The organism is Neptuniibacter sp. CAU 1671 (assembly GCF_029222905.1).
Lineage (GTDB): Bacteria > Pseudomonadota > Gammaproteobacteria > Pseudomonadales > Balneatricaceae > Neptuniibacter.
On the sequence record NZ_JARHUE010000002.1, the window covers coordinates 321,815 to 343,355 of the forward strand.

Annotated in this window: 16 protein-coding genes; 12 read left to right on the plus strand and 4 right to left on the minus strand. The window is 51.7% G+C overall.

The genetic code is table 11. The features are described from left to right. The 9 genes from hisC (at position 1) to P2G53_RS05545 (ending at position 8,667) form a co-directional block, all read left to right on the plus strand. Positions 1–1,104, plus strand: a complete 1,104-nt coding sequence (hisC, locus tag P2G53_RS05505; protein ID WP_275814984.1) for a histidinol-phosphate transaminase — start codon at positions 1–3, stop codon at positions 1,102–1,104. Beyond that, positions 1,101–3,326 (plus strand): bifunctional prephenate dehydrogenase/3-phosphoshikimate 1-carboxyvinyltransferase, encoded by a 2,226-nt coding sequence (locus P2G53_RS05510; protein WP_275814987.1) that lies wholly within the window; start codon positions 1,101–1,103, stop codon positions 3,324–3,326. The genes hisC and P2G53_RS05510 overlap by 4 nt, the downstream gene beginning before the upstream one ends. Then, positions 3,326–4,012 (plus strand): (d)CMP kinase, encoded by a 687-nt coding sequence (gene cmk / locus P2G53_RS05515; RefSeq protein ID WP_275814990.1) that lies wholly within the window; start codon positions 3,326–3,328, stop codon positions 4,010–4,012. Before P2G53_RS05510 ends, cmk begins: the two co-directional genes overlap by 1 nt. A gap of 31 nt (positions 4,013–4,043) precedes the next feature. Further along, the gene (gene rpsA, locus P2G53_RS05520; protein WP_275814993.1) at positions 4,044–5,726 is read left to right on the plus strand and encodes a 30S ribosomal protein S1; all 1,683 of its coding nucleotides are present in this window, start codon (positions 4,044–4,046) and stop codon (positions 5,724–5,726) included. A 49-nt stretch (positions 5,727–5,775) separates the two neighbouring features. Further along, positions 5,776–6,066, plus strand: coding sequence for an integration host factor subunit beta (gene ihfB, locus P2G53_RS05525; protein WP_275814994.1), 291 nt, complete (start codon positions 5,776–5,778; stop codon positions 6,064–6,066). A gap of 27 nt (positions 6,067–6,093) precedes the next feature. Next, complete coding sequence (locus P2G53_RS05530; protein WP_275814995.1) at positions 6,094–6,399, plus strand: LapA family protein; 306 nt, start codon at positions 6,094–6,096, stop codon at positions 6,397–6,399. A gap of 1 nt (position 6,400) precedes the next feature. Further along, positions 6,401–7,582 carry a lipopolysaccharide assembly protein LapB gene (gene lapB / locus P2G53_RS05535; protein ID WP_275814997.1) on the plus strand — a complete coding sequence of 394 codons (1,182 nt, stop codon included), beginning with the start codon at positions 6,401–6,403 and terminating at the stop codon, positions 7,580–7,582. 18 nt (positions 7,583–7,600) lie between these two features. Further along, entirely contained in the window at positions 7,601–8,311 is a 711-nt protein-coding gene (pyrF, locus tag P2G53_RS05540) for an orotidine-5'-phosphate decarboxylase (protein WP_275814999.1), read from the plus strand. A 68-nt stretch (positions 8,312–8,379) separates the two neighbouring features. After that, a complete protein-coding gene (locus P2G53_RS05545) occupies positions 8,380–8,667 on the plus strand; it encodes a helix-hairpin-helix domain-containing protein (RefSeq protein WP_275815002.1) in 288 nt (95 codons plus the stop codon). A gap of 42 nt (positions 8,668–8,709) precedes the next feature. On the opposite strand, the gene P2G53_RS05550 is transcribed toward P2G53_RS05545, so the two are convergent. Both P2G53_RS05550 and P2G53_RS05555 read right to left on the minus strand, forming a co-directional pair. After that, complete coding sequence (locus P2G53_RS05550; RefSeq protein ID WP_275815004.1) at positions 8,710–9,600, minus strand: AEC family transporter; 891 nt, start codon at positions 9,598–9,600, stop codon at positions 8,710–8,712. A gap of 54 nt (positions 9,601–9,654) precedes the next feature. Beyond that, the gene (locus P2G53_RS05555; RefSeq protein WP_275815007.1) at positions 9,655–12,531 is read right to left on the minus strand and encodes an FAD-binding and (Fe-S)-binding domain-containing protein; all 2,877 of its coding nucleotides are present in this window, start codon (positions 12,529–12,531) and stop codon (positions 9,655–9,657) included. 406 nt (positions 12,532–12,937) lie between these two features. Here P2G53_RS05555 and P2G53_RS05560 point away from each other — a divergent pair, with 406 nt between their 5' ends. The 3 genes from P2G53_RS05560 to aceF all read left to right on the plus strand — a co-directional run bounded on the left by P2G53_RS05560 (position 12,938) and on the right by aceF (position 18,585). Further along, entirely contained in the window at positions 12,938–13,705 is a 768-nt protein-coding gene (locus tag P2G53_RS05560) for an FCD domain-containing protein (RefSeq protein ID WP_275815010.1), read from the plus strand. Between the two features lie 218 nt (positions 13,706–13,923). Further along, the gene (aceE, locus tag P2G53_RS05565) at positions 13,924–16,581 is read left to right on the plus strand and encodes a pyruvate dehydrogenase (acetyl-transferring), homodimeric type (protein WP_275815013.1); all 2,658 of its coding nucleotides are present in this window, start codon (positions 13,924–13,926) and stop codon (positions 16,579–16,581) included. A gap of 42 nt (positions 16,582–16,623) precedes the next feature. After that, complete coding sequence (gene aceF / locus P2G53_RS05570; RefSeq protein WP_275815016.1) at positions 16,624–18,585, plus strand: dihydrolipoyllysine-residue acetyltransferase; 1,962 nt, start codon at positions 16,624–16,626, stop codon at positions 18,583–18,585. 49 nt (positions 18,586–18,634) lie between these two features. Here aceF and P2G53_RS05575 read toward each other — a convergent pair whose 3' ends face one another. Both P2G53_RS05575 and pgi read right to left on the minus strand, forming a co-directional pair. Continuing rightward, on the minus strand, positions 18,635–19,897 hold the full coding sequence (locus P2G53_RS05575; protein ID WP_275815019.1) for a nucleotide sugar dehydrogenase: 1,263 nt from the start codon (positions 19,895–19,897) through the stop codon (positions 18,635–18,637). Then, positions 19,894–21,540, minus strand: a complete 1,647-nt coding sequence (gene pgi / locus P2G53_RS05580) for a glucose-6-phosphate isomerase (RefSeq protein ID WP_275815022.1) — start codon at positions 21,538–21,540, stop codon at positions 19,894–19,896. The genes P2G53_RS05575 and pgi overlap by 4 nt, the downstream gene beginning before the upstream one ends. Position 21,541: the final 1 nt, after the last annotated feature.

The following is a 21,541-nucleotide window of genomic DNA, read 5'->3' on the forward strand; positions in this document are numbered from 1 at the left end:
ATGAGTTGCGATTTCACTGCATTGGCTATCCCGGGAGTTCAGGAGCTGAAGCCCTATCTGCCTGGCAAACCCGCTGAAGAGTTGCAGCGGGAGCTTGGCTTAGCGTCCGTGGTTAAACTGGCCAGCAATGAAAATCCGCTGGGTGTTTCCGAAAAGGTCAAAGCCGCGTTGCAGTCTGAGCTGGATATGCTGGCGCTCTATCCTGATAGCGCGGGTTATCACCTGAAGCAGGCGTTGTCGCGGGAGCTGGGTGTCAGTGTGGATCAGCTTACACTTGGCAACGGTTCCAATGATGTACTTGATCTGATTGCCCGTGCGTTTCTGGCACCGGGCTCTGAAGTGATCTATTCCGAATACGCCTTTCTGGTCTATGCCATTTCTTCTCAGGCTGCCGGTGCGACGGCTATTGTGACGCCCGCAAAAGCATGGGGACATGATCTGGAGGCGATGGCACAAGCGGTCTCAGAACGTACCCGGGTTATTTTTTTGGCAAATCCGAACAACCCGACAGGCACCTGGTTTACCGCTCAGGCGCTGGACCAGTTTCTGGCCCAGGTACCAGAAACGGTGCTGGTTGTTTTGGATGAGGCTTACACGGAATATGTCGAACAGCCTGATTTTCCGGACGGTCTGGCACTGCAAAAGCGTTATCCCAATCTGATTGTGACCCGTACCTTTTCCAAAGCCTATGGTCTGGCAGGTTTGCGTATTGGCTACGCAGTGTCTGATCCGCAGGTGGCGGATGTGCTCAGCCGTGTACGCCAACCGTTTAATGTGAACAGTCTGGGCCTGCTGGCCGCGCGTGTTGCGCTTTCAGATGCAGAGTTTCTACAGCAGACCCTGGTCTGTAATCAGCAGGGTATGCGTCAGCTGGAAACCGGACTGAAAGCGCTGGGGCTGGAATGGATCGCCTCCGCTGGTAATTTTTTGACGGTGGATATGCAACAACCAGCGCTGCCCATTTATCAGGCACTGCTGCAAAAAGGGGTGATCGTGCGGCCACTGGCCAATTATGCCATGCCTAATCACCTGCGCATCAGTATTGGCTTGCCGCATGAAAATGCCCGTTGCCTTGAGGTGTTACAAGAGGTGTTGGGCTTATGAGTCAGATCGCTGTAAAAACCACATTGATTATTGGTCTGGGTTTGATTGGTGGTTCACTGGCAAAAGCACTGCGGCAAAATCGCCTCTTTGGTCAGGTCCTCGGGTATGACCGTGACCCGGATGAAACCCTGGAAGGCCTGCGCACCGGTGTTATAGATCGGGTGGTAACAGCAGAAGGGCTGGCAGAGGCGGTTGAAGCGGCTGATCTGGTGGTGCTGGCGGTGCCCGTGAAAGTGATGGAAACCGTGTTGGGGCAGATCGCGCCCTTTCTTTCCCCCACGACACTGCTGACAGATGTAGGCAGTACGAAACAAAATGTGGTTGAGGCCGCGCGTCGGGTGTTTCCAGCGTTGCCGGAAGGGTTTGTACCTGGACATCCGATTGCCGGCTCTGAAAAAAGCGGCGTGGCCGCAGCAGACAGTGATCTGTTTAAAGCGCATAAAGTGATTCTGACACCGCTGGCAGAGTCCTCTGCTGCAGCGGTAAAAACTCTCTCGGCGATGTGGCGTTCCACCGGCGCTGAAGTTCTGCTGATGGAAGTGGAGCGTCATGATGAAGTGTTGGCCGCGACCAGTCATCTACCGCATATTCTGGCGTTTTCGCTGGTTGATACCTTGGCGCGGGAGCAGGATAACAACACCGATATTTTTCGTTACGCCGCGGGCGGCTTTCGCGATTTTACCCGCATAGCAGGCAGTGACCCGACCATGTGGCACGATATCTGTCTGGCAAACAAGGATGCGTTGCTGGGGCAGCTCGATCAGTTCAGTGCTGGCCTTGAGCGGTTGCGTCTGGCGATCGATCAGGGTGACGGGCAGACAATGCTGGGTATTTTTACCCGGGCAAAGGCAGCGCGTGAGCACTTTTCAAGAATTCTTTCTGGTACAGCATATTCACAAAACATGAACAATCTCAGCGTAATCTTTCGTGCGCAACCTGGTGGTTGCGTCACTGGCAGCATCCGGGTTCCGGGTGATAAGTCGATCTCCCACCGTTCTATTATGTTGGGTTCACTGGCAGATGGCGTGACTGAGGTCACGGGTTTTCTGGAAGGTGAGGACAGTCTGGCGACTTTGCAGGCTTTCCGGGATATGGGTGTGGTGATTGAAGGTCCGGATGAGGGACGTGTCACCATTTATGGTGTGGGTATGCATGGTTTGAAACAACCACCAGGCCCACTGTATCTGGGCAACTCCGGTACCTCCATGCGGCTGCTTTCTGGTTTGTTGGCGGCACAGGCGTTTGATACTGAGCTGACCGGTGACGAGTCTCTGAGCAAGCGACCAATGGGACGGGTTGCCGATCCATTGCGTTTGATGGGGGCGGAGATTGATACCGCTGAGCAGGGTCGTCCGCCTCTGAAGATCAAGGGTGGCAAGGCGCTGAAAGGTATTCATTACGATATGCCGATGGCCAGCGCACAGGTGAAATCCTGTTTGTTGCTGGCAGGTCTGTATGCTGAGGGTGAAACCTCAGTGGTTGAGCCGGCGCCGACCCGCGATCATACAGAGCGGATGCTGAAAGGGTTCGGTTATACCGTTCAGCAGGAGGGGGCGCGAGCTGCGCTGACTTCCGGTGGTGCCCTGCAGGCCTGCGCGATTGATGTGCCGGCGGATATATCGTCTGCCACATTCTTCATGGTGGCGGCGGCAATTGCTCCGGGTTCTGATCTGACCCTGGAGCACGTGGGTATTAACCCGACCCGTATTGGTGTGATCAATATTCTGCGTTTGATGGGCGCTGATATCACGCTGAAAAATGAGCGTGAAGTGGGCGGTGAACCGGTCGCCGATATTCGGGTGCGTTATGCCCCGCTGAAAGGTATTCATGTGCCGGAAGATCAGGTGCCGCTGGCGATTGATGAATTCCCGGCGCTGTTTGTTGCGGCGGCCTGTGCCGAGGGTGAAACCATTGTCACCGGTGCGGAAGAGCTGCGGGTTAAAGAGAGCGACCGTATTCAGGTCATGGTGGACGGCCTTAAGGCGCTGGGTGCTGATATCGAAGGCACACCGGACGGTGCGATTATTAAAGGTGGTGCATTGCATGGCGGTGAAGTTGAGAGCCATGGCGATCACCGAATTGCGATGTCTTTCTGTGTTGCTGCGTTGCGTGCACAGGGCGAAATAAAAATTAATGATTGTGCCAATGTCGCGACCTCCTTCCCTGGATTTGTTGAGTTGGCACAAAAAGCAGGAATGCAGGTGAGTAAGGAGGAAGGCTGATGTCTTCACAAGCGGTGCCGGTTATCACAGTGGATGGTCCCAGCGGTTCTGGCAAGGGCACAATATGCCAGTTGCTGGCGCGTGAGCTGGGCTGGCACCTGCTGGACAGTGGCGCACTCTATCGACTGGTTGCCGTGGCTGCCAGGCACCACGGTGTAGCGCTCACCAACGAGGATGATCTGGTTATCCTGGCTGCGCATCTGGATGTTCAGTTTCTGGCCCGCGAGGATAGCTCTGTTAAGGTGATCCTTGAGGGGGAGGAAGTGACGGATGCGATCCGCACCGAAGAGGTGGGCAAGGATGCTTCTATTGTGGCGGCCATTCCGGCGGTGCGGGATGCGCTGTTGTCTCGCCAGCGGGCCTTTGCTGATGCACCGGGACTGATTGCGGACGGGCGGGATATGGGCACGGTTGTGTTTCCAGAGGCCGTCCTGAAGATCTATCTGGATGCCAGTGCTGAAGAGCGCGCGCAACGTCGCTATAAGCAGTTGATAAGCAAGGGGGTGGGTGCTAGTCTTCAAGCTATATTGGAGGACATAAAGGCACGCGATGACCGTGATATGAATCGTGCTGTTGCCCCCCTTAAGCCCGCGGCTGATGCTGTCATCCTAGATACGACAATTATGTCCATCGAAGAGGTTCTAGCCGCTGTGTTGGATACAGCGAGGCATAAAGGGCTTCGCTGATTAGCCTCAACTTTTGCGGGATTGAGCTGCCATGAGCGAAAGCTTTGCTGATTTGTTTGAAGAAAGCCTTCAACAGCTGGATATGGCCCCGGGTTCTATTGTGACGGGTACAGTCGTGGCCATAGATGGCGATTTTGTCACGGTCCACGCCGGGCTCAAGTCGGAAGGCGTGATTCCGCGAAATCAGTTTATGGATGATGAGGGCAAACTGACGGTTGCCGTTGGCGACGAAGTCAAAGTTGCTCTCGAATCTGTGGAAGATGGTTTTGGTTCTACCCAGCTCTCCCGAGAAAAAGCCAAACGTGCAGAAGCTTGGCTTGAGCTGGAACAAGCCTACGAAAAAGATCAGGTGGTTCAGGGGCAGATTACCGGGCGTGTGCGTGGTGGTTTCACGGTCACCCTGAACACAATCAATGCATTTTTGCCGGGTTCGTTGGTTGATATTCGCCCGTTGCATGATACCTCTCATCTCGAACAGCAAACCCTTGATTTTAAACTGGTCAAACTCGACAGCCGTCGTAACAACATTGTTGTGTCCCGACGTGCTGTGCTGGAAGCCGCCTACAGCGAAGAGCGCGATAAGCTGCTGGCGACGCTGGAAGAGGGAGCCGTAGTCAAAGGCGTGGTTAAAAACCTGACCGATTACGGTGCTTTCATCGATCTGGGTGGTGTTGATGGCCTGTTGCATATCACAGATATTGCCTGGAAACGTGTTAAACACCCCAGTGAGTCGCTGAAAATAGGTCAGGAACTGGACGTCAAAGTATTACGTTTCGACAAGGAACGTAATCGTGTTTCCTTAGGTTTGAAACAGCTGGCTGCAGACCCATGGGATACCCTGATTAAAAATTATCAGGTAGGCAGTCGGGCTAAAGCTAAAGTGACCAACCTGACAGACTATGGTTGTTTTGCTGAGATCGAAAACGGTATTGAAGGCCTGATCCATGTCTCTGAAATGGATTGGACCAACCGTAATATTCACCCGTCCAAAGTGGTTCAGGTCGGTCAGGAAATTGAAGTCATGCTGCTTGATATTGATCCGGAGCGGCGTCGAATTTCATTGGGCATGAAACAATGTATGCCAAATCCCTGGGAATCATTCTCCAGCACGCATAAGCAGGGTGATCAGATTACCGGAAAGGTTAAATCAATTACCGATTTCGGGGTATTCATCGGTCTGGACAACAACATCGATGGCTTGATTCACCTGTCTGATCTTTCCTGGGATGACACGGGTGAAGAGGCGGTCAAGCAGTACAAAAAAGGTGATGAGTTAACTGCCGTAATCCTGTCGATTGATACCGAACGTGAGCGCATTGCGCTGGGTTTGAAACAACTGGATCAGGATCCTTTTGCCGCGTTTACTGAAACTCATCAGAAGGGTGCCGTGGTAAAAGGGCAGATCACCACAATTTCCGATAAATCTCTGCAGGTGCTGCTGGCTGAGGGCATAGAGGGTACTTTGCGGATTGGCGAAGCCAGTCGGGAACACATTGATAGTCTGCAGAATCACTTCAAGGAAGGTGATGAACTGGAAAGCAAAATTATCAATGTAGATCGGCGTAACCGCCAGATTTTGCTCTCAGTGAAACAGCTTGAAATCGAACATGAAAAGCAGGCGATGAAACAGATCAGCCAGAGTGCACCATCATCTGATGGTCCGACCACAATCGGTGATCTGATTAAAGAACAGTTGAAAAAAGGCGAATCTTAACCGGTTGCCCTGTGTATAAAGCCGTTAGAAAAAGCTTAGAGGAAACGCAATGACAAAATCTGAACTGATCGAAGTCTTGGTTGATCGTCATAGCCAGCTTTCGGTGAAAGACATTGAGCTGGCCGTTAAAACCATGCTGGATCATATGACTGAATCCCTGTCTCAGGGCGACAGAATTGAGATCCGCGGGTTTGGTAGTTTTTCTCTGCACTATCGTGCACCGCGCGTGGGTCGTAATCCAAAAACAGGTGAATCTGTTGAACTGGATTCGAAGTACGTGCCGCATTTCAAACCGGGTAAAGAGCTGCGTGAGCAGGTGAACGACTCAATCCTGTCCTGATATCGCAATGCAGTTGAGGTTATTTTTGTGCGTTGGTTAAAGTCTCTTCTGGTAGGCCTGCTGGGTATTTTTGTGGTCCTGGTAGGCATTCTTTTCACTGTCAATAACACGCAGCAGGTGTCTGTTGATCTGTTGTTTTTTCAACTGCCTGAAGCCAGTCTTTCGTTGTGGTTGATTGCTGCTTTTGTTGTTGGCGGTTTTTTGGGTGCGATTCTCAGTGGTTTAACCGTGATTGCACTGCGTACCCGATTAGGTTCTGTACGCCGTCGTCTGACACATACCCAGAAAGAACTGGATCAACTTCGGGTTTCTGCACTGAAAGATGCCGTCTGAAGTGAATGATTCACTTTTTATCATCCCGCTGTTCCTTGCGATTGCCATTGGCTGGTGGTTGGGGCGGCGTCAGCAAAACTGGTCGTTGAAACGGCGACCAGTCCAATCCCTGAATGCAGAATACTTTACCGGCCTGGATTATCTGCTCAATGAAAACGTCGATCAGGCAATTGAGAGTTTTATTCGGGCGCTTGAAGTCAATTCGGATACGATTCCTGCCCATCTGGCGCTGGCAAAATTGTTCCGTCGCAAAGGCGATGTAGAGCGGGCGATTCAGATTCACCAGAATCTGCTGGCGCGGCCCGACCTGACCCGTACCGATTTTATGCGGGTGCAGATGGCACTGGCGCGAGATTATTACGCTGTGGGACTGCTGGACAGAGCGGAAAACCTGTTGCAGGAAATTATTAAGTCCCAGACCACCAAAGCAACTCGTCATAATGCCTTATCACTCTTGATTCGTCTTTATGAAAAAGAGAGTGAATGGCAGCAGGCGCTGGAAACCGCCGAAAAACTCTCGGTGGATGAACGGCGTAAACTGGGTAACGAGCTGGCGCATTATTGTTGTGAGCTGGCTGAAGTTGCATTGCAACGCAAGCAGTTCCAGGTAGCGACCCAGTTTTTGAAAAAAGCGGATGCATTTGACGGCGCTAAAGTCAGAATGGCCCTGATGAATGCACGCATTGCCATGTCTATGGGGCAGTGGAAACAGGCTTTACGTCACCTGAAGCAGATTCCCCAGTATGACAAATTATTCGTCTCAGAAATTATTCCTTTATTGCGCAAATGTTATTCCGAACTTGGGCAGAACGGGGAGTATGTCAGCTACCTCAAAGTGCTGCTGGGTCAGGCGCCCTCGACATCCGTGATGATTGAATTGGCGAATATCATGCAGCAGGAACAGGGTTCCTATGCGGCGGGGGCATTCATTACTGAAGAGTTGAAACGGCGTCCGTCGGTAAAAGGGTTTAACCGTCTGATCGATCTTCATATAGAATACGGCTCCGAAAGTGCCAAAGACAGTCTGCGGGTGTTACGCGGATTGACCGGACAACTGGAGGCGTCTAAACCTGTGTATCGTTGTAACAGTTGTGGTTTTTCCGGTCGTTCTCTGCTCTGGCACTGCCCCAGTTGCAAACAGTGGGGTACAACCAAGCCTATCCAGGGGCTGGAAGGCGAGTAATTCAGATCAGAGATAGCTATGACCCAAGATTCCCGTCGCATAATCGTTGCATTAGATTACGCTTCCTCAGCAGATGCATTAGCCATGGCTGCCCGTCTTGATCCCGTGCGGTGTCGAGTTAAAGTGGGTAAAGAACTGTTTACCCGTTGCGGTCCTTCGATAGTTGAAGCCCTTCAGTCTCGTGGCTTTGATGTGTTTCTGGATCTTAAATTCCATGATATTCCCAACACCACGGCCAAAGCGGTGCGTGCGGCTGCAGAGCTGGGGGTGTGGATGGTGAATGTACACGCCAGTGGTGGACGGCGCATGATGGAAGCTGCGGCCAATGAGCTGGCGCAGGTGCAGTCTGCCGAGACATTGCTGATTGGTGTGACGGTTCTCACCAGTATGGAACGCAGCGACCTGGCCGATCTGGGTCTGGATGTGGAGCCGCTTGAACAGGTGCTGCGACTGGCCCGCCTGACAGAAGAGAGTGGTCTGCATGGTGTTGTGTGTTCAGCCCAGGAAGTGGCGCCTTTGCGTCAACTGATCAGTCCGACGTTTAAACTGGTAACACCGGGTATTCGTCCTGCGTTTGCAAGTGTGGGTGATCAGAAACGCATTATGACACCGGCAGAAGCCGTGCGTACCGGCAGTGATTACCTTGTGATTGGGCGCCCCATTACCCAGGCTGAATCGCCGGTTAAAGCGTTGCAGATGATCGATCAGGAACTGTCTGATTTGCTTTAAGGCTCGCTCCAGTCTATACCGAATGCACTGTCACGGATCGACAGTGTCACTTAACAAGGAGCAAGATTATGTTCGTCAGAACTCTTCGCGCAGTGTTGTTCGCGCTCGTCTGTAGTTTTTCTATCCCATCACTCACCTATGCTGCCCCGGTTGATCTCAATACGGCGGATGTCGCTACCCTGACATCGCTGAAGGGGGTTGGCCCGGCCAAGGCAGAGGCTATCGTTGCTTATCGTGAAGCAAATGGGCCTTTTACCCGGGTCGAGCAGTTAACTGAAGTGAAAGGAATTGGGAGCGCGATCCTTGAGAAAAATCGATCGGATCTGGTGGTAAACGCCCCTGAAAAGGCGAATTGATCCAGGCTGTTACGGCAACCGCACTGCCGGTTGCCGTATTTTTTATAGAATAAAACCAAGCACCAGTGGAATGATGAGCAGGCTGCCGATATTGCCCAGTAATACAATCGACGCAACCTGTTGTGGTTCCTGTTGATAGCGTTCAGCCAGCATGTAATTCAGTACCGCAGGGGGCAGGGCGCCAAACAGAATCAGATAATTAAACTGAGTCGGTTCTAGCTGCAGAAATTGCTGCATCAACAGAGCCAAAGGAATACCGCTTAAAGGGCATAACAACGCGCCTATGGTCCCAACCCGCCAGTTAGAAAGGTCCACGCTGAGCATTCGAATCCCCAAAGCAAACAACATCAGCGGAATTGCTATCTGCCCCAGCATGTCAATGGCGGTTTGCATCGCTGCAGGTAAAGTCAGATCGAATCCACTCCATACCAACCCTGCAATGGTCGCCAGTATCATCGGCATTTTGAGTAATGTGATCACCCGTGTCCGGGTGTCGAGAATGTAGATGCCTACTGTAAAGTGCAGCAGGTTTTCGACCAGAAACAGAACAACGGCAGCAGGCAGGGCTGCTTCACCAAATGCCAGCACAATCAGCGGTATGCCCAGATTGCCGCTGTTGCTGAACATCATGGGAGGCAGGAAGGTTTTTGGGTGTACTTTCAGAAATTTACAGGCGGGATAGAGCAAAACGCCGGACCCAAGCACAATCACCAATGCCCCGATGGCCAACGACTGATAGCGTAAAAGATCAAAGGACTCGGCTGAGAGAACCGAAAAAATCAGGGCCGGGGTGAATACATCCATGTTCATCTTATTCGCGATGGAAATATCCGGCTTGCACTGCCGTGCATAGATATAACCCAGCGTGACAATCGCCACGAGTGGAAATACCGTCAGAAATATTTTTTCGAGTAATAACCCGGTGGATTCCATGAGTGTGATGTCCGTTAAATTCTCGGGCTGATGTTCTTATGCAAATTTGGTCGGTTATTGCGCTATAGCCTGTTCAGCTGGCTGCTCCATTGAATCGGCCAAAGGGATTGTCTTATTTGCATCAATGCAGCGCTTAAGCAGATACACAATGGACTGATAATCGATGCCGCTGTGGTATGTCAGGCCAATTTCGCAGGTACGGCTGGATGAATATCCCGCTTCGCAACTCTGCACGGCGGATTTTAGCGTGCGCAGTGCAGAAGCGTTTAGTTCTGGCGTGCTGAAGCCTTTGTCACCGGCAAAACCGCAGCAGGTGATCTGATCCGGGATCAGTACCTTTTCTGCACAACTGCGTGCGATGCGCTCCAGTTTAGCGGCATCGCCCATGCGGGCGGTGCTGCAGGTAATGTGCAGTGCAACCGATTCTGCCAGTGGTGTAAGGGAAAGTTTAGGCAGCACAAACTGGTCAATAAAGGCCACCGAATCATACACTCTGAGTCGGTTATCCAGGGTTTGTTGTAACCGGAGGCTGCAGGGGCTGGTATCCGAATAGACCGGAATACGACCATTGTCAGTACAGCTCAGCAGATGCTCTTCTGTTTCTCTGCTTTTTTGATCTGCCGCGCCAAACATGCCCTTTGACTGGAATGGCATGCCACAACACTGGTTGTCCAGGCTTTCTGGAATGATGACCTGAAAACCTGCTGACTCCAGAACAGTGACCGTGGTTTCGGCCAGTGACGCTTGCACCCGGCTGCCTCTGGCGGGTCCCATAGTGCGGCTGGCACAGCTGGGCAGATAAACAACTTCAGGCTTATCCCCGCGTGTATTGGTTTGTGGCACCGGTAAAGGTTTTGCGCCAGTTGGCATCGCGGGAGTCCACTGTTGCAGGCGGTTGCCACTGATACGACGCATGCCTTGGGTAAGTGTTAACATAATGCGAGTGCCGACCAGGCCATGGAACAGGTTTGCCAATCTGAAAACTGTCCGGCTGGTGAGGGTAACGCCAGCATAATGGCGGGCAATCCAATCGGCCAGCCCGGCCATGTTCTGATTATTCTGGCTGCGAATGGAGCGCGTCAAATCGCCGGTGTTGATGCCTACCGGACAAGTGGTAGAACAGAGTCCGCAGGCGGCGCAGGTTTCATCGCCCTGATAGCGGTATTCCTTATGCAGCTCAGCCAGCCGTTGCGGGTCTTCACCGCTTGCTTCAAGTCGGGAAATCTCCCGCCAGAGCACAATGCGTTGTCTGGGGGTCAGCGTCAGGTCCCGGGAAGGGCAGGTCGGTTCACAGAAGCCGCATTCGATGCATTTATCAACAATGGGGTCAGCGGCGGGCAAAGGTTTAAGGTTTTTCAGATGAACATTGGCATCACGGTTAAGGATGACACCCGGGTTGAGAATGTTCTGTGGGTCAAACAGTTCCTTTAGCTGCCACATCAGATCGTAGGCGTCTTTACCCCATTCCATCTCGACATAGGGAGCCATATTGCGCCCTGTACCGTGTTCAGCTTTAAGTGATCCGTTGTAACGGCCTACAACAAGCTGGGCGACATCATCCATCAGGCCCTGATAACGTTCTATTTCAGCCTGATTGTCGAAAGATTGGGTAAACACAAAATGCAGATTGCCTTCCAGTGCGTGGCCGAAAATCAGGGCTTCATCGTAATGCCATTTACGAAACAGTTGCTGCAGTTCATGTACCGCCTCAGCCAGTTGCTCAACTGGAAAAGCGACATCTTCAATAATCACTGTAGTGCCGGTTTCACGCACCGCACCCACGGCAGGGAACAGCCCTTTTCGGATGGCCCAGTAACGTGCGTTTATCTCAGGATCAGTCGAGAACTCTATGGGTTGTGCAGTCTGCAAATCACTGATTGTGGAAGTAATCTCGGCAATCTGTTGCGAGAGCTGCTGAGTGTCTGCTGCCCGGGTTTCAACCAGAATGGCGGCCGCATCTTCAGGCAACTGCTTCATAAACTCGGGCATGCCCGGTTTGTTTTCTACGGCTTTAAGGCCAGCCCGGTCCATCAGCTCAACGGCAGAAACCGGTGTTGTTTTGAGTAAGGTGACCGCCTGACAGGTGGTGCGCACATCATTAAAAAAGATCAGTGCTGTGGCTTTGTAAGGGTGCTCGTCCACGGTGTGGTAGGTAATGTTGGAGATAAAACCCAGGGTGCCCTCAGAACCAATCATCAGATGTTGCAGGATATCGATCGGGTCCTGAAAATCGGTCAGAGCGTTCAGTGCATAGCCGGTGGTGTTTTTAAGGCGATATTTATGCTCAATTTTTTTTCGTAAATTTTCGTTTGCACGTGTGTCCGTTGCCAGCGCATCCAGTGCCGCGAGCATAGGCGCGTGACTGTTTCTGAACTGAGTAATGCTACCTTGATCTGACGTGTCCAGCAGGCTGCCATCCGCCAGTACTACCCGCATATGCTTGAGTGTCCGGTAGCTGTTCTGAGCCGTGCCGCAACACATGCCGCTGGCATTATTGGCGGCAATGCCACCAATCTTGGCGGTATTGATGGAAGCTGGGTCAGGTCCTATCTTCTTGTTGAATGGCGCCAGATATTTATTGGCCTGTCCCCCAATCACGCCAGGTTGCAGGCTGATATAACTGGCATCATCAGCAATCTGATAACCCTTCCAGCCATCGCCCAGCTGGATCAGAACTGAGTCGGTAATGGCCTGTCCTGACAGGCTGGTACCGGCTGCCCGGAAGGTGATGGCGATGTTATGTTGTTTGGCGGCAAGAATCAGCTGGATAACTTCCTGCTCGCTTTCGGCGCGCACAACAATCTGGGGAATAAGTCGGTAAAAGCTGGCATCGGTGCCGTAAGCAAGCGTATGAAGCGGATCAGTAAACAGGCGTTCTGCAGGGATAAAGCGTTGCAGTGTGTCGAAAAATTGCGCGTATGCTGGCTTCATATCTTCAATCTCTTTGCCTGCTGTAACTGCCACGTCGAGCGTGATCAATCAGCTTAGTACTCACATCAGTGAATGTTTTTTAGATGGCGATGCGTGCGCGTATGGATGACTGCATCAGCCTTTATGCCCGCTCAGTATCACTCGATGCTCAATTAGACCTTGTTAGAGTCAACGGTTGTAGAGCATTTGAATTTTTATAAATTGGTATTACCAATTTACCAAATGAGTTTCGTTACTGTATTTTTTTTGTGCAGTTTATGTCAATGTTTTTTTGGAGTTGAAGCCGTGAAGCGATATTTTACTCTGTAATATAGATGCTATTGTCTGTTTTTGGTTGTGAAAATAACCTTGCGTTTTAGTAGTGGTTTTATGCAATATTGGTATTACCAATATTGAGGGTCCTTGGATGGCATACAAACCGGTTAAGCAGCAAAAGTTGTCCGATGTGATTGCGGGACAGATCGAAGAGATGGTGCTGGAGGGAATCTTTACGCCAGGACAGCGCCTGCCAGCAGAGCGTGAGCTGGCTGTGCAGTTTGATGTCTCTCGGCCTTCAATCAGGGAAGCGATTCAAAAACTATCGGCTAAGGGGATTCTTGAAAGTCGGCAGGGAGGCGGTAATTACGTTGCAAAAGAGATAGGTAGTTCCCTGTCTGATCCGTTACTGGATTTGTTCAGGCGTCATCCTGAGGCGCGTTACGATTTATTGGAATTCAGGCATGCCCTTGAAGGTGTCTCTGCCTATTATGCGGCGATGCGAGGTACTGCGGCAGATAAGGCTGCCATCCAGAAGTGTTACGCCGTGCTTCAGCGCTGTCATGAGGAAAACGATTTTGAACAGGAAGTGGAAGCTGATGTGGCGTTCCATCTTTCGATTGCTTCTGCCACGCACAACATGGTGTTGCTGCATATGGTGCGCTCGCTACTTAGTTTATTAAGAGAGCATGTCTGGGCAAACCTGAAACACCTTTATCCTCGTGAATCTCACCGTGAAAAGATCCACGCTCAGCACAAACTCCTAATGGGTGCTATCCTCGAAGGTAGGCCTGAAGATGCGCGTCAGGCTGCATATGACCATCTGGCTTATGTTGAAGAAGCGTTACTCGAAGGAGAACGTGAGCATACTCGGCTAGAACGGGCACTCAGACGCAGTCATTTGCAATCAGACGCCTAGGCTGTATAAAAACTACAAAATAAGACTATTTATTTTCGTTATACCAAAGAATCATCTTCGCTATAGACGTTCAGGATAGTATTTTGTAGTATTACTACAAACATATTATAAATGTCTGGGGTTTGCTGCATGTCTCTGGTTATGTCCACCGGAGAGGTAATGCCACCAGGCAATTTTATCTGCCAAGGTAGCGTTAACTCAGAGTGGAGATAGTAGTTGTGCAAGAGATTAAAGAAGATATTGATCCTGTAGAAACGCAGGAGTGGCTGGATGCGCTTGAGTCTGTAGCGAAAAATGAAGGCGATGACCGTGCCCGTTTTTTGTTGGGGCAACTGGGCCGCAAGGCTTCAGACTTGGGCGTCGCCAACAGTCAGTCTCTCAATACCCCTTACCGTAATACCATCAGTGTTAAAGACGAAGTACGGATGCCCGGTGACCTGTTTATGGAGCGCCGGATTCGATCATTTATCCGCTGGAACGCGATGGCGATGGTGATGCGCGCCAATGATAATGATGAGGGTCTGGGCGGTCATATCTCCTCGTTTTCATCTTCCGCCACCCTCTATGATATTGGTTTTAACTACTTCTTCCGGGGGAATGAGGGCGAGCAGGATGCTGATATGGTGTTTTTTCAGGGCCATATTTCACCTGGTATCTATGCCCGTGCCTATCTGGAAGGGCGTCTGACCGAAGAGCAACTGGATAATTTCCGCCGCGAAGTGGATGGTAATGGCCTGTCCTCATACCCGCACCCATGGCTGATGCCTGATTTCTGGCAGTTCCCAACCGTTTCCATGGGGCTGGGGCCGATTCAGGCCATCTATCAGGCGCATGTCATGCGCTACCTCTCTGCCCGCAGTCTCATTAACCGCGGTGACCGTAAAGTCTGGTGTTTCATTGGTGATGGTGAGTGTGATGAGCCGGAAACTCTGGGCGCTATCTCTCTGGCAGGCCGCGAACAGCTGGAAAATCTGGTCTTTGTTATCAACTGTAACCTGCAGCGCCTGGATGGTCCGGTTCGTGGTAACGGTAAAATCGTACAGGAACTGGAAGGTATCTTTAATGGTGCGGGCTGGAACGTAATCAAATGTCTGTGGGGCCGTCATTGGGATCCACTGTTTGAACGAGATGATAAAGGCCTGTTGCAGAAGCGCATGGACGAAGTCTGTGACGGTGAGCTACAGAACTATAAAGCAAATGGCGGTGCTTATACCCGCGAGCACTTCTTCGGCAAATATCCTGAGCTACTGGAAATGGTGAAGGATATGACTGACACAGAAATCATGAACCTTAACCGTGGTGGTCATGATCCTTATAAAGTGTATGCAGCCTATCACAGTGCCATGAATCACAAAGGTCAGCCTACGGTTATTCTGGCTCAGACCGTTAAAGGTTATGGTACTGGCAAGTCTGGCGAAGCCAAAAACGATACTCACTCCATGAAAAAAGTGGCGCTGGATGACCTGATCGATTTCCGTGACCGCTTTAATATCCCGCTGCATGACGATCAACTGAAGTCTGTGCCTTACTACCGTCCGGCACCGGATTCACCTGAAATGAAGTACATGTTTGAACGTCGGGCAAAACTGGGTGGTTTCTATCCGACACGTCGCACTGAATTTGAAAAACTGGACGTGCCGCCGCTGGAAGATTTTGCCAGTCAGTTGAAGGACAGTGGTAAACGTACAGCCTCTACTCAGATGGTTCTGAACCGCGTGATGAGTACGCTGGTGAAAGATAAAAATATAGGCGACCGTGTGGTACCGATTGTGCCAGACGAAGCGCGTACGTTTGGTATGGAAGGTATGTTCCGCCAGTTGGGTATTTATACCTCGGCTGGGCAGAAATATGTGCCGCACGATTCCGACCAGATTATGTATTACAAGGAATCAAAAACCGGTCAGATTCTGGAAGAGGGGATCAACGAATCCGGTGCCTTCTCAGCCTGGCTGGCAGCGGCAACATCGTACACCAATAATAACTGCACCATGGTGCCGTTCTACATCTTCTACTCCATGTTTGGCTTCCAGCGCGTGATGGACCTGACCTGGGCGGCAGGTGATATGCAGGCCCGTGGTTTCCTTATCGGTGCTACATCTGGTCGAACCACGCTGAACGGTGAGGGTTTGCAGCATCAGGATGGTCACAGCCATCTGCTGGCACAGATGATTCCGAACTGTGTCTCTTATGATCCCACCTATGGCTTTGAACTGGCAGTGATTGTGCAGGACGGTCTGCGTCGGATGTATCAGGAACAGGAAAACCGTTTCTACTACATCACCACCATGAACGAAAACTATCATCACCCTGAAATGCCAGCGGGTGCTGAAGAAGGCATCATCAAAGGCATGTACCTGTTGCGTGAAGGGAAAGAGAGCGATAAACGGGTGCAGTTAATGGGATCTGGCACCATCTTGCGTGAGGTAGAAGCGGCTGCGGATATCCTCAAAGAAGAGTATGGCGTGGAAGCGGATGTATGGAGCGCAACCTCGATCAATGAATTGCGTCGTGATGCGCAGACCGTGTCTCGCTGGAACCTGATGAATCCGGAAGCGGAACCTAAAAAAGCTTACGTTACGGAATGTGTTGAAAGTCGAGAAGGTCCAGTGATCGCCTCTACGGATTACATCCGTTTGTATGCCGACCAGCTGCGTGAATATATTCCGCGCCGTTACAAGGTGTTGGGTACGGATGGGTTTGGTCGATCAGACACCCGGACCAAGCTGCGTAGCTTCTTTGAAGTGGATCGTTATCACGTTGTGATTGCATCGCTGAAAGCGCTGCAGGAAGAAGGTAAGTTGGACGCCTCGGTGATTACCAAGGCGATGCAGAAGTTCAATCTTAGCCCGGATAAGCCAGCGCCGTGGACTGTTTAAGTTTGCGCTGACTTTTAATGGCTAATTTTTGGAGGATTGAACGTGAGCATTATCACAATGAATATTCCTGACCTGTCCGGCGCTACTGATGTGGATGTCGTTGAAGTACTGGTCAAAGACGGTGACACCGTAAACGAAGGCGATAGTCTGCTGGTGCTTGAGACCGATAAGGCCTCGATGGAAGTACCTGCTACCCAAAGCGGAACTGTTGTCTCAATGAAAATTAAAGAGGGTGATCAGGTCAACGAAGGTGACCTGATGCTTGAGCTTGAAACTGCCTCTTCTGCTGCTGCGGAATCTGAGGCGCCAACTGCACCAGCGTCTGTGGCTGTATCGGCTCCGGCAGCGGCACCTGCTCCTGCGGCTGCATCAACTGCAGCTGCGGTGGAAAATGTGCTGATCCCTGATCTGTCGGGTGCGACTGACGTTGATGTGGTCGAAGTCCTGGTGAAGGACGGCGATAGCGTGAGCGAAGGCGACAGCCTGATTGTGCTGGAAACCGATAAAGCTTCCATGGAAGTACCCGCACCTAAGTCAGGTGTAGTGGTTTCCATGAAGATCAAAGAGGGTGGTCAGGTCAACGAAGGTGACTTGCTACTTGAGCTGGCAGTTGCAGGCGCAACTGCAGCACCGTCACCTGCAGCGCCTGCTCCGGCACCGAGCGCACCTGCGCCTGTGGCTGAAGTGGCTCCTGCTACACCTGTCAGTGGCGGTATTCAGCCAATACTGATCCCGGATCTGTCGGGTGCAACTGATGTTGATGTGGTGGAAGTGCTGGTGAAAGAGGGTGACACCGTAGCTGAAGGTGATGGCCTGATTGTGCTTGAAACCGATAAGGCTTCAATGGAAGTGCCTGCCACCAAAGCGGGCGTGATTGTGTCCATGAAAATCAAAGAAGGCGACACGGTCAACGAAGGTGATCTCCTGTTGGAAGTTGAAGTTGTAGGCGCAGCTGCACCTGTTGCGGCAGCTAAAGCACCGGCAGCGCCAGCAGCATCCGCGCCTGCGGTTGCGCCAAGTGCACCGGCTCCGGCTCCTGCTCCGGTAAGTGCTGGCAAGGTCGATAAGGCTGCGCTGGAACAGAAAAATAAACAGGTCCATGCCGGTCCCGCAGTACGTGCCCTGGCCCGTGAGTTTGGTGTGGATCTGAGTCTGGTGAAAGGTACAGGCCCTCGTGATCGTATTCTTAAAGAGGATGTTCAGGCCTATGTCAAAACAGCGCTGAAACAATTGGCAGAAAAACCTGCGGCTGTTGTTACGGGTGGTTCAGGTATTCCGTCAATCCCCGAGGTGGACTTCAGTCAGTTTGGCGAAATCGAACTGGAAAAAATGTCGAAAATTCACAAGATCACGCGGGACAACATGTCACGCTGCTGGCTGAATATTCCGCATGTGACCCAGTTTGATAAGGCCGATATCACTGAGCTTGAAGCGTTCCGTAAGGATATGAAAGATGAGGCGGCCAAAGCAGGGGTAAAACTCACTCCGCTGCCGTTCCTGATTAAAGCTGCGGCAATAGCGCTGAAAAATCATCAGAAATTCAATGCGTCCTTGCATGCGGACGGTGAGCATATTGTCTACAAGAAATATGTGAACATCGGTATTGCCGTGGATACCCCGAATGGTCTGATGGTGCCGGTGATCAAGGATGCCGATAAGAAGAGTATCTATGAGATCTCTAATGAGGCGAACGATCTGGCTGCCAAAGCGAAAGACAAAAAGCTGAAGCCAAACGAGATGCAGGGCGCTTGCTTCACGATCTCCAGCCTGGGTGGCATAGGGGGTACTGGCTTTACACCTATCGTGAATGCGCCTGAGGTAGCTATTCTGGGTGTTTCGAAGTCTGATATCGAGCCGCGCTGGAACGGGAAGGAGTTCGAGCCGCGTCTGATGCTGCCACTCTGCCTCTCTTACGATCACAGAGCGATCAATGGTGGCGATGCTGGCCGCTTCCTGACGTATCTGAACAGTCTGTTGAGTGACATTCGCCGTCTCGCACTCTGAGATACGCGCTAAGGCTTAGTTTTTGCGCCCCAAATGGGGCGCTTTTTTTTTATCGGCCTATGCCGTAGTAGGTGAAGCCGAGGCTTTGTGCCAGCGGTTTATCCAGCAGATTGCGTCCATCAATAATCAGAGGCTGGGCCATGCGGGCATGCATCTGATCGAACAGCGGAGAGCTGTATTCGGGCCACTCGGTCAATAACAGCAGGGCGTCGCTGTTATTCAGGGCCTCATAATTATCTGCACATAAAACCAAGTTAGGTTCGTCAGGAAATTTCTCCTGAATCAGCGGCAGTGCCTGAGGGTCGTGGGCGCGCACAATGCAGCCCTGAGCGAGCAGGGTTGAGATGATTTTCAGGCTGGGTGCGTGGTCGATACTGGGTGTTCCTGGCTTGTAGGAAAGCCCCCAAAGACTGATGGTGCGCCCCTCCAGATTGCAGTTGTAGTGACGCCATAATTTTCTGAAGGGCAGCTCTTTCTGTTTTTCATTCTCTGTTAGCACGGTTTCAAGTAGTTTTGAGCTGCGACTTTCCAACATCAGCTCGGCCAGCGCTTCGATATACTGTTGGAAGTTCAGACCACCGAAGCCACAGCCAGGGTGAAGGTAGTGCGGCCCGATGCGGGGGTCGGTGATCAAAGCGTCTCGAATCGCTTCTATATCGACGCCGAGTTTGTCCGCCAGGTTTGCCAGCTCATTGATGTAACCCAGGCGTAATGCCAGCATCCCGGTATTCGCAAACTTGGTAAATTCCGCTTCACGGGATGACATCACCATCCACTGTTTGAGATTTTTACTGAAAGGCCGTAGCAGGGCTTTCAGCGACATCTGTCCCCAGTCATCTTCACAGCCAATGATCAGCGTATCTGGGTATTTGTAATTTCTAAGTGCGGTACCCTCGGCCAGCATGTCCGGAATATAGGCGACATGCTGCTGCGCCTGAGGTTTTAAGAATGCCTGCAACTTATCACTGCTGCCGACACCAAAATTGGATTGGTTGATAATCAGCAGTTGCTGCTTATGTTTGTCGGCCAGCTTTTGTGCCAACAGGCAGGCCGTTTCATATTGGTCGGGGTTCAGTGCAAAAAGATGCAGTGTGTTTTCAAGGCCGGCTTGCTCCGTCGCAAGGGATAAGCGCCCCGACTCATAACTTTCTGCTATCAGTTGACTTAAGCCGGGTTCGTTGGCGGTTTTGCTGAGCAGCTCATCTAACGTACGTGTCTGATCTGCGACCAATGCAACAACATTGCCGCTCTCAGCAAGCGCGGCGGCGGCCACCCAGGCAAGTAACTGGTTTCCCCAAACAGTTATTTTCATGCTTCACCTTTTTGCTTGGCGTGAACCGCAGCCAGAAGGCCGTTCGTTGATTGATCAAAACCCGGTGTGGATTCAGGGTTTTCCAGTGCGCCCAATAGGCTGGTGGCCACCTGTTTACCCAGCTCAACACCCCACTGATCAAATGGATTGATACCCCAGATAACTGCTTGCACAAATACCTTATGTTCGTAGAGAGCAATCAGCTGCCCCAGACTGAAGGGGCAGAGTTCATCCAGAATCAGGGTGGAGCAGGGTTGGTTGCCTCGGTAACGCTTATGGGCGGGTTGCGTGTCGGCGTTATCCAGAATGCTGTCGCCCAGCGCCAGCAGTCTGGATTGGGCAAAGCAGTTGGCCAGGTTCAGTCGGTGTTGGTGCTGAAGTTCTTCGCTGCCGGACGTCTGGTAGCGTCTGGCGGCGACAATAAAATCACACATCACTGACTCGGTGCCCTGATGCAGTAACTGATAAAACGCATGCTGAGCGTTGGTGCCCACTTCGCCCCATAAAATCGGACAGGTATGAAAATCAACCGTTTCGCCGCCTCGGGTTACTGATTTTCCGTTGCTTTCCATTTCGAGCTGTTCCAGATAAGCGGGCAGGCTCCCCAGCCGACCATCATAGGGCAGAATGGCGTGGGCGTGGATATTCAGGAAATTAATGTTCCACACATCGACTAATGCCATTAATACGGGCAAATTGCTGAGGAAAGGGGTGTGCCTGAAATGCTCATCCATGGCATGAGCGCCCTCCAGAAGGCTCAGAAAGCCATCCATGCCTAATTTGAGGGCAATGGGCAGACCAATGGCGGACCACATGGAATAGCGGCCCCCGGTCCAGTCCCAGAATTCAAGCTGGTTGCTGGGTGGAATACCCCACTCGGAGGCTTTTGCAGTATTCGCAGTGACAGCGATAAAGTGCCGTGCAGTGAGCATGTCGTCGGTTGTGGTATGTCCCGAGCGCCGCAGCCATTCCCGTGCGGTTGCTGCATTGGCCAGCGTATCGATGGTGGTAAACGATTTGGAGGCAAGAACAAACAGTGTCCGGGCGGGGTTTAACTGGCTGAGCAGTTCGGAGAGCTGACTGCCATCCATGGAGGAAACAAAGTGAACCTGAACAGGGTTGGCGGCACCGCTTTGGTGTTCAGCAAGTGCTCTGCAGGTCATCAGCGGGCCCAGATCGGAACCACCCACACCGATATTCACAATGGTGTTAATGGAATGCCCGGTAAAACCGCGCCACTGCCCTTGGTGAATGCGGTCGACGATTCTTCGCATGTGATCAAGGTTGTTGTGCACGGCCGCGATAATATCCTGACCGTTGACCGTTAAGCTTGAGGCTTTAGGGCTTCTGAGGGCAGTGTGCAGAGCTGCTCTGTTTTCGGAACAGTTGACCTTCTGTCCAGTGAATAGAGCTTCAATCCAGTCGTGCAGATCAGCTTCTTCGGCCAGGGCAGACAGGTTGTGTAAGGTGGTTTGATTTAACCGTTGTTTGGAGAGGTCCAGCAGCAATTGACCGGTTCTGAAAGTCAGTCCGTTAAACCGGGTTGGATCGTCAGAAAACAGGTCACTGATATGATTGCTGCTGAGCTGATCGGCATGTTCACGCAGATTCTTCCAGGCTGCAGTGGTAGATCTTAATGGCATG